Annotated in this window: 12 protein-coding genes; 8 read left to right on the top strand and 4 right to left on the bottom strand. The window is 56.3% G+C overall.

The annotated features are described in order from the left end of the window. Nucleotides 1-162 precede the first annotated feature (162 nt). The 3 genes from hslO to GSQ70_RS02905 form a co-directional block, all read right to left on the bottom strand. Nucleotides 163-1,041, bottom strand: a complete 879-nt coding sequence (gene hslO / locus GSQ70_RS02915; protein ID WP_158780973.1) for an Hsp33 family molecular chaperone HslO — start codon at nucleotides 1,039-1,041, stop codon at nucleotides 163-165. Between the two features lie 22 nt (nucleotides 1,042-1,063). Next, nucleotides 1,064-1,465: a ribosome-associated heat shock protein Hsp15 gene (hslR, locus tag GSQ70_RS02910; RefSeq protein ID WP_158780971.1), complete on the bottom strand. Its 402-nt coding sequence runs from the start codon at nucleotides 1,463-1,465 to the stop codon at nucleotides 1,064-1,066. Between the two features lie 139 nt (nucleotides 1,466-1,604). Then, nucleotides 1,605-3,746, bottom strand: a complete 2,142-nt coding sequence (locus GSQ70_RS02905) for an intracellular growth attenuator family protein (protein WP_158780968.1) — start codon at nucleotides 3,744-3,746, stop codon at nucleotides 1,605-1,607. A gap of 409 nt (nucleotides 3,747-4,155) precedes the next feature. Between GSQ70_RS02905 and nudE the strand changes: the two genes are divergently transcribed. Beyond that, nucleotides 4,156-4,722 (top strand): ADP compounds hydrolase NudE, encoded by a 567-nt coding sequence (nudE, locus tag GSQ70_RS02900; protein ID WP_158780966.1) that lies wholly within the window; start codon nucleotides 4,156-4,158, stop codon nucleotides 4,720-4,722. Between the two features lie 94 nt (nucleotides 4,723-4,816). Here the strand turns inward: nudE and mrcA are convergent, their stop codons facing one another. Further along, entirely contained in the window at nucleotides 4,817-7,372 is a 2,556-nt protein-coding gene (mrcA, locus tag GSQ70_RS02895; RefSeq protein WP_158780964.1) for a peptidoglycan glycosyltransferase/peptidoglycan DD-transpeptidase MrcA, read from the bottom strand. Between the two features lie 151 nt (nucleotides 7,373-7,523). Here mrcA and pilM point away from each other — a divergent pair, with 151 nt between their 5' ends. From pilM to aroB, 7 genes are all read left to right on the top strand, one after another. Next, nucleotides 7,524-8,348 carry a type IV pilus biogenesis protein PilM gene (gene pilM / locus GSQ70_RS02890; RefSeq protein ID WP_158780962.1) on the top strand — a complete coding sequence of 275 codons (825 nt, stop codon included), beginning with the start codon at nucleotides 7,524-7,526 and terminating at the stop codon, nucleotides 8,346-8,348. Further along, complete coding sequence (locus tag GSQ70_RS02885) at nucleotides 8,348-8,929, top strand: PilN domain-containing protein (RefSeq protein ID WP_158780960.1); 582 nt, start codon at nucleotides 8,348-8,350, stop codon at nucleotides 8,927-8,929. The genes pilM and GSQ70_RS02885 overlap by 1 nt, the downstream gene beginning before the upstream one ends. Next, entirely contained in the window at nucleotides 8,929-9,435 is a 507-nt protein-coding gene (locus tag GSQ70_RS02880; RefSeq protein WP_158780958.1) for a hypothetical protein, read from the top strand. The genes GSQ70_RS02885 and GSQ70_RS02880 overlap by 1 nt, the downstream gene beginning before the upstream one ends. Beyond that, nucleotides 9,425-10,003, top strand: a complete 579-nt coding sequence (locus GSQ70_RS26310; protein ID WP_158780956.1) for a HofP DNA utilization family protein — start codon at nucleotides 9,425-9,427, stop codon at nucleotides 10,001-10,003. Before GSQ70_RS02880 ends, GSQ70_RS26310 begins: the two co-directional genes overlap by 11 nt. Next, the gene (gene hofQ / locus GSQ70_RS02870; RefSeq protein ID WP_370521102.1) at nucleotides 9,900-11,165 is read left to right on the top strand and encodes a DNA uptake porin HofQ; all 1,266 of its coding nucleotides are present in this window, start codon (nucleotides 9,900-9,902) and stop codon (nucleotides 11,163-11,165) included. Before GSQ70_RS26310 ends, hofQ begins: the two co-directional genes overlap by 104 nt. 389 nt (nucleotides 11,166-11,554) lie before the next feature. Next, nucleotides 11,555-12,076 (top strand): shikimate kinase AroK, encoded by a 522-nt coding sequence (gene aroK / locus GSQ70_RS02865; RefSeq protein ID WP_158780954.1) that lies wholly within the window; start codon nucleotides 11,555-11,557, stop codon nucleotides 12,074-12,076. A gap of 50 nt (nucleotides 12,077-12,126) precedes the next feature. Then, the gene (gene aroB, locus GSQ70_RS02860; protein WP_158780952.1) at nucleotides 12,127-13,215 is read left to right on the top strand and encodes a 3-dehydroquinate synthase; all 1,089 of its coding nucleotides are present in this window, start codon (nucleotides 12,127-12,129) and stop codon (nucleotides 13,213-13,215) included. Nucleotides 13,216-13,248 lie beyond the last annotated feature (33 nt).

Raw genomic sequence — 13,248 nt, 5'->3', positions numbered from 1 at the left:
TGGGTTAATACTCTTTTCAGAGAGGGTATGCTGGTGGGTAAATTGTATATTAAGGGTATTGTTAGCGAGTTATTTTGTTGGGAAGGGATGTATTGGCGAATTGGTTTGGCGATAAGTACGAAAGCCATCAGACCCTGAGCAGGTCTGATGACGTGAAAAGCATTAGTGAACCTGATCGTTACCGGCGGTGGAATCCTTACGGATTGCCGCAATATCCACAGCATCAAAAATGTAGTGGCTGCCGCAGTAGTCGCAGTGCATATCAATTTTTCCATCTTCAGAAAGGATCTGATCGACCTCTTCTTCCGGCAGCGTGCGCAGTACTTCACCGCAGCGCTCCTGCGAGCAGGTACAGTGGAAACGTACGCCCTGCGGATCGTAGACGGTCACTTCTTCCTGATGATACAGGCGCCACAGCACGTCGTTGGCGGGCAGGCCAAGCAGCTCTTCCGTTTCGATGGTCTCGGTCAGCGTCGCCAGGTGGTTAAAGTCTTCCGGGTCGGCGTCCTCGGCAGGCAGAACCTGCAGCAAGATCCCTCCGGCGCCGGGCTTACCTGCGTTTTCTCCAGTGCGAATAAACAGGCGGGTTGGCAACTGCTCTGAGCGCATAAAGTAGTCTTCCAGACATTCAGCCAGCGTCTCGCCTTCCAGACCGACCACGCCCTGATAGCGTTCGCCTTCAAGAGGGGAAATGGTGATCACCAGATAACCATTGCCGACCATCTCTTTCAGGCTGCTGCCTTCAGCGATGTCACCCTGCAGGCGTGCCACGCCGCGCATTTCCTGACGATTGTTGCCATTGATCACCGCAAGCGCGAGCGGGCCATCGCCCTGCAGCTGAACGGTGATGTCGCCGTCAAATTTCAGCGTGGCAGTCAGCAAGCTGGTGGCGACCAGCAGCTCGCCCAACACCTGCTGAACCGGCTGTGGATAGTCGTGGCCGCTGATGATTTCCTGCCAGGTGTCGGATACGGTAACCAGTTCACCTCGCACGGCATGGTTTTCGAACAGGTAACGGTGCATTTGGTCTTGATGAGCCATGATTCTCTCTCGTTAAGGCGGGTTACTCGTCGCCAGAATTTTTAAATTTCATTAAGTCCCGCCGCTCTTTTTTGTCAGGGCGCCGGTCGGGATGCGGCATACTTAGCGCGTTCATTTTACGCGCCAGCGCGATCTTCTCCCGTTTCTCAATACTTTGAGCCGTTTCGGCATACATCTGCTGCGCTTCAACCGCCGGACCTCGCCTGTCGCTAACGGATTTAACAATGACTGTGCGTTCGTCATTGCCCTGGCGTAGCGTCAGTTCTGCGTGCAGCTCCACAATTTTGCTCGGCTTGCTGCGCTGACCGTTGTAGTGAACCTTGCCACCCTCGATCATCTCGCGCGCCGCCGAACGGGTTTTATAGAAGCGAGCGGCCCACAGCCACTTATCGAGCCGAACCGCTTCTGCGGATTTCTCTTTCATCGCTGCTCCTTTTTGGGAATACCCCTATGTATGGGTTGCGCGCCAGAAATCAAGGTGCCTTTTCCGGGGGAGACAATCTGGGGTGTTTTAAGAGGACGGTAGCCTTGTCAGCCTTAAAAATAGCATAAAACTGACAGGCTCAGAACAGCGGACGGATGCTCTGGGTGGTGGCACCAAGCGTCGGGCTGAAGCACTTATCGTAATAGTTCTGAATCGCGCTGGTGCGCATACGGTTACGATGAATACGTCTGAGTGCCAGCAGGCTATTGATGATAAAACTCAGCGTGACAATCAGCAGCAGCAGGCTGGTGCCAAGATAGCGGCCCAGGGTGATGGCATCCGGCGCACTGTGCAACGCAATATGGCGGGTGCCGTTGGCATCGGTGGTGATATTGGTCACGATACCACTGGCGGAGAACTGGGTGTGCAGCAGCATCCCGGCCAGCCGCTGCAGTTCTGGCCACTGGTCAGGGGCGTTGAAGTCAAACAGCGAAACCGTCGGGGCTGGCTGGCTGACCAGCTGACGGCCTTCATCGCTGAGGATCAGGAAGCCGCCCGGCGGTGGGCTGTTCAGCGCCTCAGCCGCGCGACGTGTCTCGCGATAGAAGAAAGAAGAGGTGGCGGTGTTAACCAGGTTTTCCAGCGCTTCAGCACTGACCGGGCGCAGCAGCACGTTCATCCCGTTTAGCGCCCCGGAATTGGCCCGGCGCACCAGCGTCTCCCAGTCTTTGGCATTCCCCAGATTAACCAGCGCGTTCTTCAGCCTGACGCAGTCCTGCTCCTGGCTGCAGAGATCCTGAGTTCTCTGCACGATATCGGAGAAATCATCCAGCAGGATCATGCCGGACTTCTGAATTGCGGTCGCCAGCTGTGGGTTCAGCTTCGGATCGGTGGTGCTCTGCGGGTGCAGCTGCTGGCTGGTGGTGGTCAGCAGCGCTGTCGCTTTATCGATAATATCCGACTGCGGCTGGGGCAGGGGAGCGGCGTTGTTCCAGTACACAGCCGAGCAGTCGAAGGGCATAAATGCATAGGAGCGATTTCCCTGATAAGTCGTCGGGATCGAGCACATCCCTTCGCCAGTCACTTTCAGGCTGTCGCCGACGCGCAGCGGAATTTTTCCCAGCTCGTTAACGGAATGCACCTGTACGCTTTCCGTGCCTTTCAGCCAGGCCATACTCAGCTTCAGCGGCATGCTCAGAGGGATCCAGGCGATCAGCAGGGCCATCACCAGCAGCGAACCGGCGGCCAGCACCATGTTCTTTCTCCAGCGCTGGATAGGGAAATTACGCACTTCATCCTGCAGTGACAGGAAGCGACCCTGACGAACCACCTGGCGATTCAGGTAGATATCCACTTCCGTGGACTGTCCGAGATCGTGAGCAACATAAGGCTGCCAGTGCGGGGGATAAATCAGATCGATAATGCCCAGAGAGATGTTGCTGATTTGACCCTGATTCGATTCTCCGAACAGCCCCCAGCGTTTTGGGGCTCCCCGCAGACAGTGGATTTCACGCAGATCGTTTTTACCCGGACGGCGATACAGCGACCAAAAGCTCACCAGAATGATCACCCCGGCGGCAGAAACCAGCCATGGCATCAGCATGATTGGACCGATCAGGCTGATGAACAGCAACAGCAAGGCGATACCCACAGCACAGGCTTCGCGAGTGCCGTCGGGACGGCTGAGGGCATACTCCTCCACCGTTTCCTTGCGCACGCTGAGTAGCTCAATATTTTCGCTTTCTTCTTTGCGGATTGAGGCTTTCTGTCCCATTGGCCTGGCCACCGGGGCCAGCGCAGGCTGCTCGTAAACGTAGTTCACCAGCGAATGACCGTTAAGCGAGATCACCAGCGGGATGGTTTGCGTTTTGATTAATTCAACGTAGTTCTCATCCGCAATGTATTGCTCCCATAGCGGTGGCAAATGCACTTCAACGGCATCAAGATAGTAGCGCCATTTGTGCGGGTCATCGGTGGAGAGACCATAGCGGGTGATGGAACGGGTGACCGGATAGACGTTGCTGCTCTGAGAGTTCAGAACCAGATGATCGGTAGCGCTGCTGGCACCGCTGGGAAGCGTATTCTGACGGTGTCTTTCCAGCGAGTCGATATAGCGCTCGACGGCTTTGCGCTCATCCTCGCTCAGTTTACGAAATGGGGGACTGATGAATGGCAGTGGTTTCGCCAACGGCGGACGATGCCGCATAGCGTACCAAAAGAAACAACCCGCCCCAATCGAGCAGGCCAGCATTACAGCCAATATGATGACTATTGTGCTCATGCTTCCCTCATTCCTGCCACCCTGCTCCCGTCGTTATGCTGGAGAATACCTGCCCTAATCATATCGTTACCGACATTGTGGCGGGTTTAGACGGCGCTGGCAATCCGCTGTGTGTTCTGAAATAGCGCACAAAATCATAAAATTAGAATAATTGTATATGAGCCCCGACTGAAATGATATCAACCTTACCCTGATTTCAGTATCGGCATATTCCTATTTTAATCATGGTGGATTGACTTTTTTAAAACTTTTCAGCCGCTAAACCCCTGATTTGTTATAAGAGCGTAAAATAATCTGTGCGATGATTGGCTTCCCCTCGCGGCTATCGCACAATGGGGATATTATCGGTAAAAGTACCGTGACTGGCGGGCTATCACGCTCATTTATTTGGTTTTTCCCTGGGGCCCCTATGACCAGACAATTGCAGAAACCCAACATTCTTAAAGTTGAAGCTGTCGCACGTTCGCAACTGTTTACCGTTGAAGCTGTCGATCTTGAGTTCAGTAATGGTGCTAAGCGTGTCTACGAGCGCATGAAGCCTTCCAACCGCGAGGCGGTGATGATTGTGCCGATCATCGATAATCATCTTATCCTGATTCAGGAATATGCTGTGGGGTTGGAAGACTATGAGCTGGGGTTCCCTAAAGGGTTGATTGATCCGGGCGAGACGCCTTTTGAGGCGGCCAACCGTGAGCTGAAAGAAGAGGCGGGTTTTGGCGCGGAGAAGCTGGAAGCGCTGGGTAAACTGACGCTGGCTCCCTCTTACTTCTCCAGCAAAATGAACATTCTGGTGGCGGAAGGGCTGTATGAAGAGCGGCTTGAAGGGGATGAGCCGGAGCCGTTGCCTCAGCTGCGCTGGCCGCTTGATAACCTGCTGGCCCTGCTGCAGGAATCCGATTTTCGTGAGGCGCGCAATGTCAGTGCCTTGTTCCTGGTAAGGGAATGGCTGGTTAAGCAGGGACGGCTGAGTTACTGAGTCAGTAACTCCACCGCGCGGCAATAAAAAAGGGATGAACCACTTCGGTTCATCCCTTTTTTGTTAAGCCACCGGGAAGCCCGGCGCTTAATTTTTAGAACAGCTCATGACTCTGGCCGTTATCCATCAGCGTGGTGCCCACGTCATGCACGGAATATTCCGTTGGCTGGGTGCCGTTAATGAAGAACTCCTGGCGGGTGTTGCCACCGCCGTTAGCCAGTTTGCCGGTGCTGCGGTCGATGGTCACGGTAACCACGCCGTCCGGCGGTGTCAGCGGCTGAACCGGCACGCCATCCAGTGCCGTTTTCATGTACTCATCCCAGGCTGGCTGAGCACTCTTCGCGCCGCCTTCATAGCCGGAAATCTGATCCTTAATCGCGCCGGATGCGGTAGTGCGGCCCAGATCGCGACGATGATCATCGAAGCCAATCCACACGGAAGTCACCACGCCAGGGCCGTAACCGGAGAACCAGGCATCTTTCGAGCTGTTGGTGGTCCCGGTTTTACCGCCGATGTCGTTACGCTTCAGGTCGCGGCCTGCACGCCAGCCTGTACCCATCCAGCCCGGCTCGCCGAATATGTTTGAGTTAAGTGCGCTTTTGATCAGGAATGACAGTGGAGTGTTGATCACGTGGGGCGCATACTGCTGCTGGCCATCCTGCTGAGCCTGCTGCTGGGTAACCTGCTCCAGCTGTGGCTGTGGCACGGCAGTGTTCGCACCTTCCTGTGAAACTGCCGGGTTTTCCACGCTGTCTTCACTCAGCGCCACGGCTTTCTTCGTTTCACCGTAGATCACTGGCAGATTGCATTCCGGGCAGGCAACTTTAGGTTTCTCTTCAAACACGGTATTGCCCTGTTCATCCTGGATCTTGCTGATGAAGTAAGGGTCAACCAGGAAGCCACCGTTTGCCATTACCGAATAACCGCGCACCATCTGCAGTGGAGTGAACGAGGCAGAACCCAGCGCCAGCGATTCGGTATGCACAATATTTTGTGCCGGGAAGCCGAAACGCTGCAGGTATTCCGCCGCATAGTCGACGCCCATCGCACGCATGGCGCGAACCATCACCACGTTCTTGGACTGGCCCAGACCCTGACGTAAACGGATTGGTCCATCATAGGTTGGTGGGGAGTTCTTCGGACGCCAGTCGGCACCGGCACCGGCATCCCAGCGGGAGATCGGCACGTCGTTCAGAATCGAAGCCAGCGTCAGCCCGCGATCCATTGCCGCTGTGTACAGGAACGGTTTGATGTTCGAGCCGACCTGACGCAGCGCCTGAGTGGCACGGTTAAACTTGCTGAGGTTAAAGTTGAATCCACCGACCAGTGCGCGAACCGCGCCGTCATGCGGATCGAGGGAAACCAGTGAAGAGTTAACGTCCGGTACCTGACCCAGCCACCAGTCATTTTCCACCTGACGCACCCAGACCTGCTGGCCTGCCTGCACCACTTCGGTCACCGACTTCGGCGTGCGGCCCTGAACGGTGTCTGATTTGTACGGACGCGCCCAGCGCATTCCCGCCAGGTTCAGTGTCACATTACTGCCATCACGTAGCAGGGCTGTGGCCTGGTCGTTGTTGGCTTCGGTAATCACCGCCGGGATCAGCGGGCCGTATACTGGCAGCGCCTTCAGAGTCTTCAGGATTTCCGTCTGATTCCATGCGTATTCACCGCTTTTCCACAGCACGTTCGACGGGCCGCGATAGCCATGACGCATGTCATAGTTCATCACGTTATCCTGCACGGATTGCTGTGCTGCCAGCTGCAGCTTGCGGGTGATGGTGGTGGTTACCTTAAAGCCATCGTTATAGGCATTGTCACCATAACGTTTGACCATTTCCTGACGAACCATCTCGGTCAGATACGGCGCAGAGAAGGCAATCTTCGGCGCGTGGTAGTTGGCGACCAGTGGTGAACTGCGTGCGTCATCGTACTGCGACTGGGTGATGTAGTGCTGATCCAGCATACGGCTGAGCACCACATTACGACGCTGCAATGCCCGCTCGTGAGAGTAGAGGGGATTGAATGTTGACGGCGCTTTTGGCAGACCGGCAATCATCGCCATTTCGCTTAGTGACAGCTGATCGACATTCTTACCGAAGTAGACCTGCGCCGCTGCGCCAACGCCATAAGCGCGGTAGCCGAGGTAAATCTTATTCAGATAGAGCTCAAGGATTTCGTCCTTGCTCATCATCTGTTCAATACGGATGGCGAGGAAGGCTTCCTTGATTTTACGCATCAGCGTGCGCTCAGGGCTGAGGAAGAAGTTTCGGGCCAGTTGCTGAGTGATGGTACTGGCTCCCTGTGAAGCATGACCGGATACCAGCGCGATACTTGCTGCACGGAAAATACCGATTGGATCGATACCGTGATGCTCATAGAAACGGCTGTCTTCGGTAGCGATGAACGCCTTGGTCAGTTCCGGGGGGATTTCCTGCAGTTTCAGCGGGATGCGGCGCTTTTCACCGTACTGAGCAATCAGCTCATTATCGGCGCTGTAGACCTGCATGGGGGTCTGCAGTCGCACGTCTTTCAGCGTGGCAACGTCGGGCAGCTGTGGCTCTATATATTTGTAAAGGCCATAGATCGAGCCTGCGCCCAGCAAAATGCAACACACTGCAAGGATCAAAAGATACTTTACGAACTTCACCTGATATTTTCCATTTTAAGTCGCCTGGACAGTTTATAAACAATCGCGCGGTAGTATAAAGGCAAGCCAGAAGCCTGGATACCTCAATTTCTGAGAGGCATGTTCCCGGCACTTTCAATCTCTGGCATTGACGATAGGGAGATCGCGATAAATGGCATTTCAGACATGGCAAGTCGGCCTGGATATTCAGAATGGGCAACTCTGTGCCCTTGGCATCCAGCGCCGCCGGAACGGCTGGCAACTTCGCCACTGGTGGCAACATGCGCTGCCGCACGATACGTTAACCCATGGGCTACTGCAACGGCCCGGGATCGTCATCGCTATTCTGCAGCGTTGGCGAAAGCAGTTGCCCTATCGTGTTTCATTACGGGTTGGCTTTCCGCCTCAGCTGGTGCTGCAACAGCAGATCGAGCTGCCGCGCCAGCAGTTACGCGAACCAGAGCGTAGCAGCTATATCGTAGCAGCGGCGAGGCGATTTTTCCCAATTGAGCCGGAGACGCTGGCGCTGGATTACCGCCAGGCACAGGAACCCGGCAGCCAGCTGTGGCTCACCGCCACCCGGCGCGAGGCACTGCTGAGCTGGCTAAACTGTCTGCAGGAAGTCCGCCTGACGCCGCAGGTGCTTGAGCTGACGCCTGCTGCGCTGTATGCGATGGCGAACACCCTGCGGCTCGATCCAACGGCGGCGCTGGTTCATCGTCTGCACGATCACTGGTTGTGGTTTTCTCCTTTAAAACCGCAGATCTGGGGCTGGTGCGCTGCGGAAGATGCCCCGGATTTCTCCACGTTGCGCCAGCAGCATCTGGCTGGCGCTTCCTCATTTTATTACAGCTCAATCAGAGAAGAAGCGTTGCCAGAGGGCACGCAATGGCTCAATCCGCTGGACGCTTTTGCCATGAAGCAGCCGCCGCTGCCGCGGGTGCCGGGTGCATTTACTCTGGCGGCGGGGTTGGCGCTGCGGCCGGGGGATCGCTGATGGTCTGGGTCAATCTGTTGCCGTGGCGTGCCCGGCAACTGCAGGCGCGAATGCACCGCTGGCTGCTGGTTTTGCTGGTGCTGCTGGCGGCCTTTCTGACTGCACTCCTGCTGGTTGCTGGTCAGCAGGCGGTTAACGCCCGGCAGCAGTTGATGGTGCTGCGACAGGAGGAGAGCAGCCAGCAGATTAACGAGCTGAAAACTCGCCTGGCCGCACGTATCCGTCAGCGTGAGGTTCTTGAGCAGCAGCTGGCCACCCGTCAGCAGGTGCAGCAGCGTCTGGAGCAGTGGGTAGATTTTTCCCTGCGGTTGGCGGAGCAACTGCCTGACATGCTGTGGCTTAGTGAACTGACCAAAACGCCGGAGCGGCTGACGCTAACGGGCTTTTGCCAGACGATGACCGATGTGCAGGATTTTCGTCAGCGCCTGCAGCAGCTCCCGCTATTTGGCCAGGTCACCACCGGCAAGCTCAGCCGCCGTCGGGACGGAATGATCCATTTCAGCCTGCTGGCAATTTTGAGCGGCGCGGAGGGCACCGGCGTGGTGTCTCAGACCGGTCGGCCTTTAAAAGGAGCCGGGTGATGAGCGGTCAGGGATGGCTGATTCGCTGGCTACACCAACCGTTGTGGCTGAGGCTGTCCAGCGTGGCTTTCGGCAGTGTCCTGCTGGCGCTGGCGCTCTGGCATTTTGGGGTGCGGCCGCTGTGGCGTGAGGCTGAAGCGCTTGCCAGCCAGCGTCGGCAGCAGGAACAACGATATCAGGGCAGCCTGCGTGCCCTGCTGCATCAGCCTCCGCTTCAGAGCATCGATGCTGACATTGTCAGACTGCAACAGGCATTGCTGCCCGATAAACGCCAGCTCCTTTCATTGCCGGTGCTGATTGCCAGGGCCGGAGGCGAGCTGGAACTCTGGCAGCCTGCCGGTCAGGGTGGAGAACTGACGATCAAGCTGCGCTGGCAGGGTGTACAGGCCGTTTTGCATTATCTGAGCAGACTTCAGTCCGGCGTCATTCTGCCCCAGTTCACTCTTAAGGCTGAACAGGAACAGCTGCACTTCAGATTAATACTGAGGCGGGCTCATGAAGACTGATCGATGGCGATGGCGGGGTAGTTTACTGCTGCTGACGTTATTCTGCTGGCGGGGCCAGGCGGAGCGGGACCCTTTTCAGCCGCCGCAGTCAGTGAGTTGCCTTAGTTCGCCAGCAGCGGTGCCGTTGTGGCAGCTACGCGGGATAGTGGGCCGGGCTGAAAATTATCGGGCGTGGCTGGTCTCCCCGCAGGGAAAAGGAGCGCTTTGGGCGCAGCAGCAATGGCCTGATGAACACTGGCAACTGCTGAAAGTAGAGGCGCTGAGTATTACCGCGGCGTCAGGACTGGAGTGCCAGACCCCGTTACGAATAATGTTAAAAGGGAGCATTTATGCCAGGGATGCAAAGAACGTCGACAGCCTGCATAAGGCGATACCTGCTGAGGGCAGGCCTGAGGCCAGGGACGCGGTTGGCCGGAATCGGACGGAAGCTAATGATGCCGGGGCTGAAACCGTGGACCGGCGCACTGGTTCTGCTACTGAATTTGCTACCGCAGCAAATCAGCCTGGCGGCATTGCCTCCGTCTCTTCCGCTCGCCAATCCAGTTCCGTTATCCCTGGCGTTCGATAACGCGCCGGTTGGGGAAATCCTGCAGGCGCTGGCGGATTATCAGCAGCTGAATCTGGTGGTGGCTCCCGACGTGGAGGGCACATTGTCGATCAGGCTGAAAGATGTGTCCTGGCCGCAGGCACTGGCGCTGGTTGCCCGGCTCGGACGGCTTACTATCGAGCATGAGGATGGCATTCTGCTGGTCTGGCCGCACAGCTTGCAGGAGGAGCGGGAGCGCCAGCAGGTGCTGCGCAGGGAGGAGGCCGAAAAGTCATTGCCCTTGCACACGCTCTCTCTGACGCTGCTGCATGCCGACGCGGCCAGAGTCAACGCCAGCCTGCAGGCCGAGCGTGCAAAGTTAATGACGCCGAGAGGGAGCGTGACGGTAGATGCACGAACTAACAGTCTGCTGTTACGTGACACCCGGGCAGCGCTGGAGCAAACCCGCCTTTGGGTAGCCGCGCTCGACGTGCCGCTGGAGCAAATCGAGCTGGCGGCCCATATTGTGACTATCACCGAAGGGAGCCTGCGTGAGCTGGGCGTTAGTTGGGGAATGAGCGGTGAAGAGCAGGTAACCCGTGCGTTACGGGCCAGCCAGCTGCGGGTGGATTTGGCCGCGACCAGTCCGGCACTGGCCGCAGGGTTCACTTTTGCCCGGCTCGACGGGAGGTTGCTGGATCTGGAGCTGAGTGCGCTGGAGCAGGAAAACAAACTGGAGATCATCGCCAGTCCACGTCTGCTCACCTCGCACCAACAAACCGCCAGTATTAAGCAGGGCACCGAAATTCCATATGAAGTTTCCAGCGGCAGCAGTGGCAGCACCTCGGTGGAGTTTAAGGAGGCGGTACTGGGAATGGAGGTCACGCCGGTGGTGCAGCCGAATGGGCGGATAATGCTGAAATTGCACATCAGTCAGAACCTGCCGGGCAGTACCCTGCGCAGTGGTGACGGTGAGTACATTGCTATCGACAAACAGGAGATCCAAACCCAGGTGACGGTCAAAGATGGACAAACGCTGGCGCTGGGGGGCATTTTCCAGCAGCACAACGCGCAGAATAAAAGCCAGGTGCCGCTGCTGGGCGATCTCCCGTTGATCGGCACACTGTTCCGTCACTCAACGTCAGAACAGAAACGGCGGGAATTAGTGATCTTTATCACACCGAGACTGATTCGTGAGGAGTAATGCGTTTTTTAGTCCAAACTGAGGAGCCAGGTGCTTTTTTGGCGGATTGCGACCATATGCGTTTGACGCAAGAGCGGAATTAGCTTACAAGGTTTAGCGATTTTTGATTTATGGGCCTCGGTTTGGCTTCAGAGAATGCATTTAACCCGTTTTTTATCGTGCGCAACCGGCGTAGCCGATGCAGTGACATCGGGCTGATAAATGAAGCGGACTGAAACGCGCCCGATGAGTGCGCAATGGGCAAGGTCAATTTAATCGGTTGCCAAAACACCTTCAGTGTTGAGATAATTTTCATCTGACTCTCGCACTATCGCTCATGAGGTTTCAGTTCATGTCCTGTCCGGTTGGACGGGGTATCATTAACGAATTGTCTTAGTAATACCGAAAAAATGGCAGAGAAACGCAATATCTTTCTGGTTGGGCCTATGGGTGCCGGCAAAAGCACTATTGGGCGTCAGTTAGCTCAGCAACTCAATATGGAATTTTTCGATTCCGATCAAGAAATTGAGCGACGTACCGGAGCGGATGTGGGTTGGGTGTTCGACGTCGAAGGCGAAGAAGGCTTCCGCGATCGCGAAGAGAAAATAATCAATGAACTCACCGAGAAGCAGGGCATTGTGCTGGCTACCGGTGGCGGTTCCGTTAAATCCCGTGAAACGCGCAATCGTCTTTCTGCTCGCGGTGTAGTGGTGTATCTGGAAACCACGATCGAGAAGCAGCTGGCGCGTACTCAGCGTGATAAAAAGCGTCCTCTGCTGCAGGTGGAATCCCCACCGCGTGAGGTGCTGGAAGCGCTGGCAGATGAACGTAATCCGCTGTACGAAGAGATTGCTGACGTCACTATCCGTACCGACGATCAGAGCGCGAAAGTTGTCGCGAATCAGATTATCAACGTGTTGGAAAAGAGCTGAATCAGCTCAAAACCCGCCTGCGGGCCAAAGTAATAAGGTGATACAGCTTCATGGAGAAGATTACCGTCACTTTGGGGGAGCGTAGTTACCCCATTACGATTGCTGCCGGACTGTTCAACGATCCGGCTTCTTTTTGGCCGCTCAAGGCGGGCGACCGGGCCATGCTGGTGACCAACCAGACTCTGGCCCCGCTCTATCTTGATCCTTTGCGCCAGCGGCTGGAAAGCGCCGGCGTGAAGGTTGACCAGGTCATTCTGCCTGACGGCGAGCAGTATAAAACGCTGGAAGTAATGGATCAGGTCTTTACCGCTCTGCTGGAAAAACCCCACGGTCGCGACACCACCCTGATCGCTTTAGGTGGCGGGGTGATTGGCGATCTGACCGGATTTGCTGCGGCAAGCTACCAGCGCGGCGTGCGTTTTATTCAGGTTCCTACCACGCTTCTTTCCCAGGTTGACTCATCCGTAGGCGGCAAAACTGCCGTAAACCACCCGTTAGGTAAGAACATGATCGGTGCGTTCTATCAGCCAGCGTCGGTGGTGATCGATCTTGACTGCCTGAACAGCCTGCCCGCTCGCGAGCTGGCTTCTGGCCTGGCGGAAGTGATCAAGTACGGCATTATCCTCGACGGTGAATTCTTCAACTGGCTGGAGGCTAACCTTGATGCGCTGCTGGCGCTCGACGGCAAGGCCATGGCGTACTGCATTCGCCGCTGTTGCGAGCTGAAAGCCGAAGTGGTGGCTGCCGACGAGCGTGAAATGGGCCAGCGTGCCCTGCTGAATCTGGGCCATACCTATGGCCACGCTATCGAAGCGCACATGGGCTACGGGAACTGGTTGCACGGTGAAGCCGTGGCGGCAGGGATGGTGATGGCTGCCCGAACCGCTGAGCGTCTTGGACAGTTCAGCGCTGAAGATACCGACCGGATCATCTCGCTGCTGCAACGCGCCGGGTTACCGGTCAATGGTCCTGCAAGCATGGTGGCAGAAGATTATCTGCCGCACATGATGCGCGATAAAAAAGTCCTGGCTGGTGAACTGCGTCTGGTTCTGCCGCTGGCAATCGGCAAAGCCGAAGTGCGCAGCGGAGTAGGGCATGATACGGTTCTGGCTGCGATTAATGATTGTCAGACGGCCTGAAGCCGCCTAAACGGGCGCAGGCCCCCTTAATTT

It is taken from the genome of Pantoea sp. BAV 3049, assembly GCF_009765445.1.
Lineage (GTDB): Bacteria > Pseudomonadota > Gammaproteobacteria > Enterobacterales > Enterobacteriaceae > Erwinia.
Note: the sequence above shows the minus strand (reverse complement) of the source record. Positions and strands in the feature narration are given on the sequence as shown.

Coding starts and splice junctions, on each gene's coding strand:
- hslO (WP_158780973.1), bottom strand. CDS start 1,041: ATGGCTCATCAAGACCAAATGCACCGTTACCTGTTCGAAAACCATGCC.
- hslR (WP_158780971.1), bottom strand. CDS start 1,465: ATGAAAGAGAAATCCGCAGAAGCGGTTCGGCTCGATAAGTGGCTGTGG.
- GSQ70_RS02905 (WP_158780968.1), bottom strand. CDS start 3,746: ATGAGCACAATAGTCATCATATTGGCTGTAATGCTGGCCTGCTCGATT.
- nudE (WP_158780966.1), top strand. CDS start 4,156: ATGACCAGACAATTGCAGAAACCCAACATTCTTAAAGTTGAAGCTGTC.
- pilM (WP_158780962.1), top strand. CDS start 7,524: ATGGCATTTCAGACATGGCAAGTCGGCCTGGATATTCAGAATGGGCAA.
- GSQ70_RS02885 (WP_158780960.1), top strand. CDS start 8,348: ATGGTCTGGGTCAATCTGTTGCCGTGGCGTGCCCGGCAACTGCAGGCG.
- GSQ70_RS02880 (WP_158780958.1), top strand. CDS start 8,929: ATGAGCGGTCAGGGATGGCTGATTCGCTGGCTACACCAACCGTTGTGG.
- GSQ70_RS26310 (WP_158780956.1), top strand. CDS start 9,425: ATGAAGACTGATCGATGGCGATGGCGGGGTAGTTTACTGCTGCTGACG.
- aroK (WP_158780954.1), top strand. CDS start 11,555: ATGGCAGAGAAACGCAATATCTTTCTGGTTGGGCCTATGGGTGCCGGC.
- aroB (WP_158780952.1), top strand. CDS start 12,127: ATGGAGAAGATTACCGTCACTTTGGGGGAGCGTAGTTACCCCATTACG.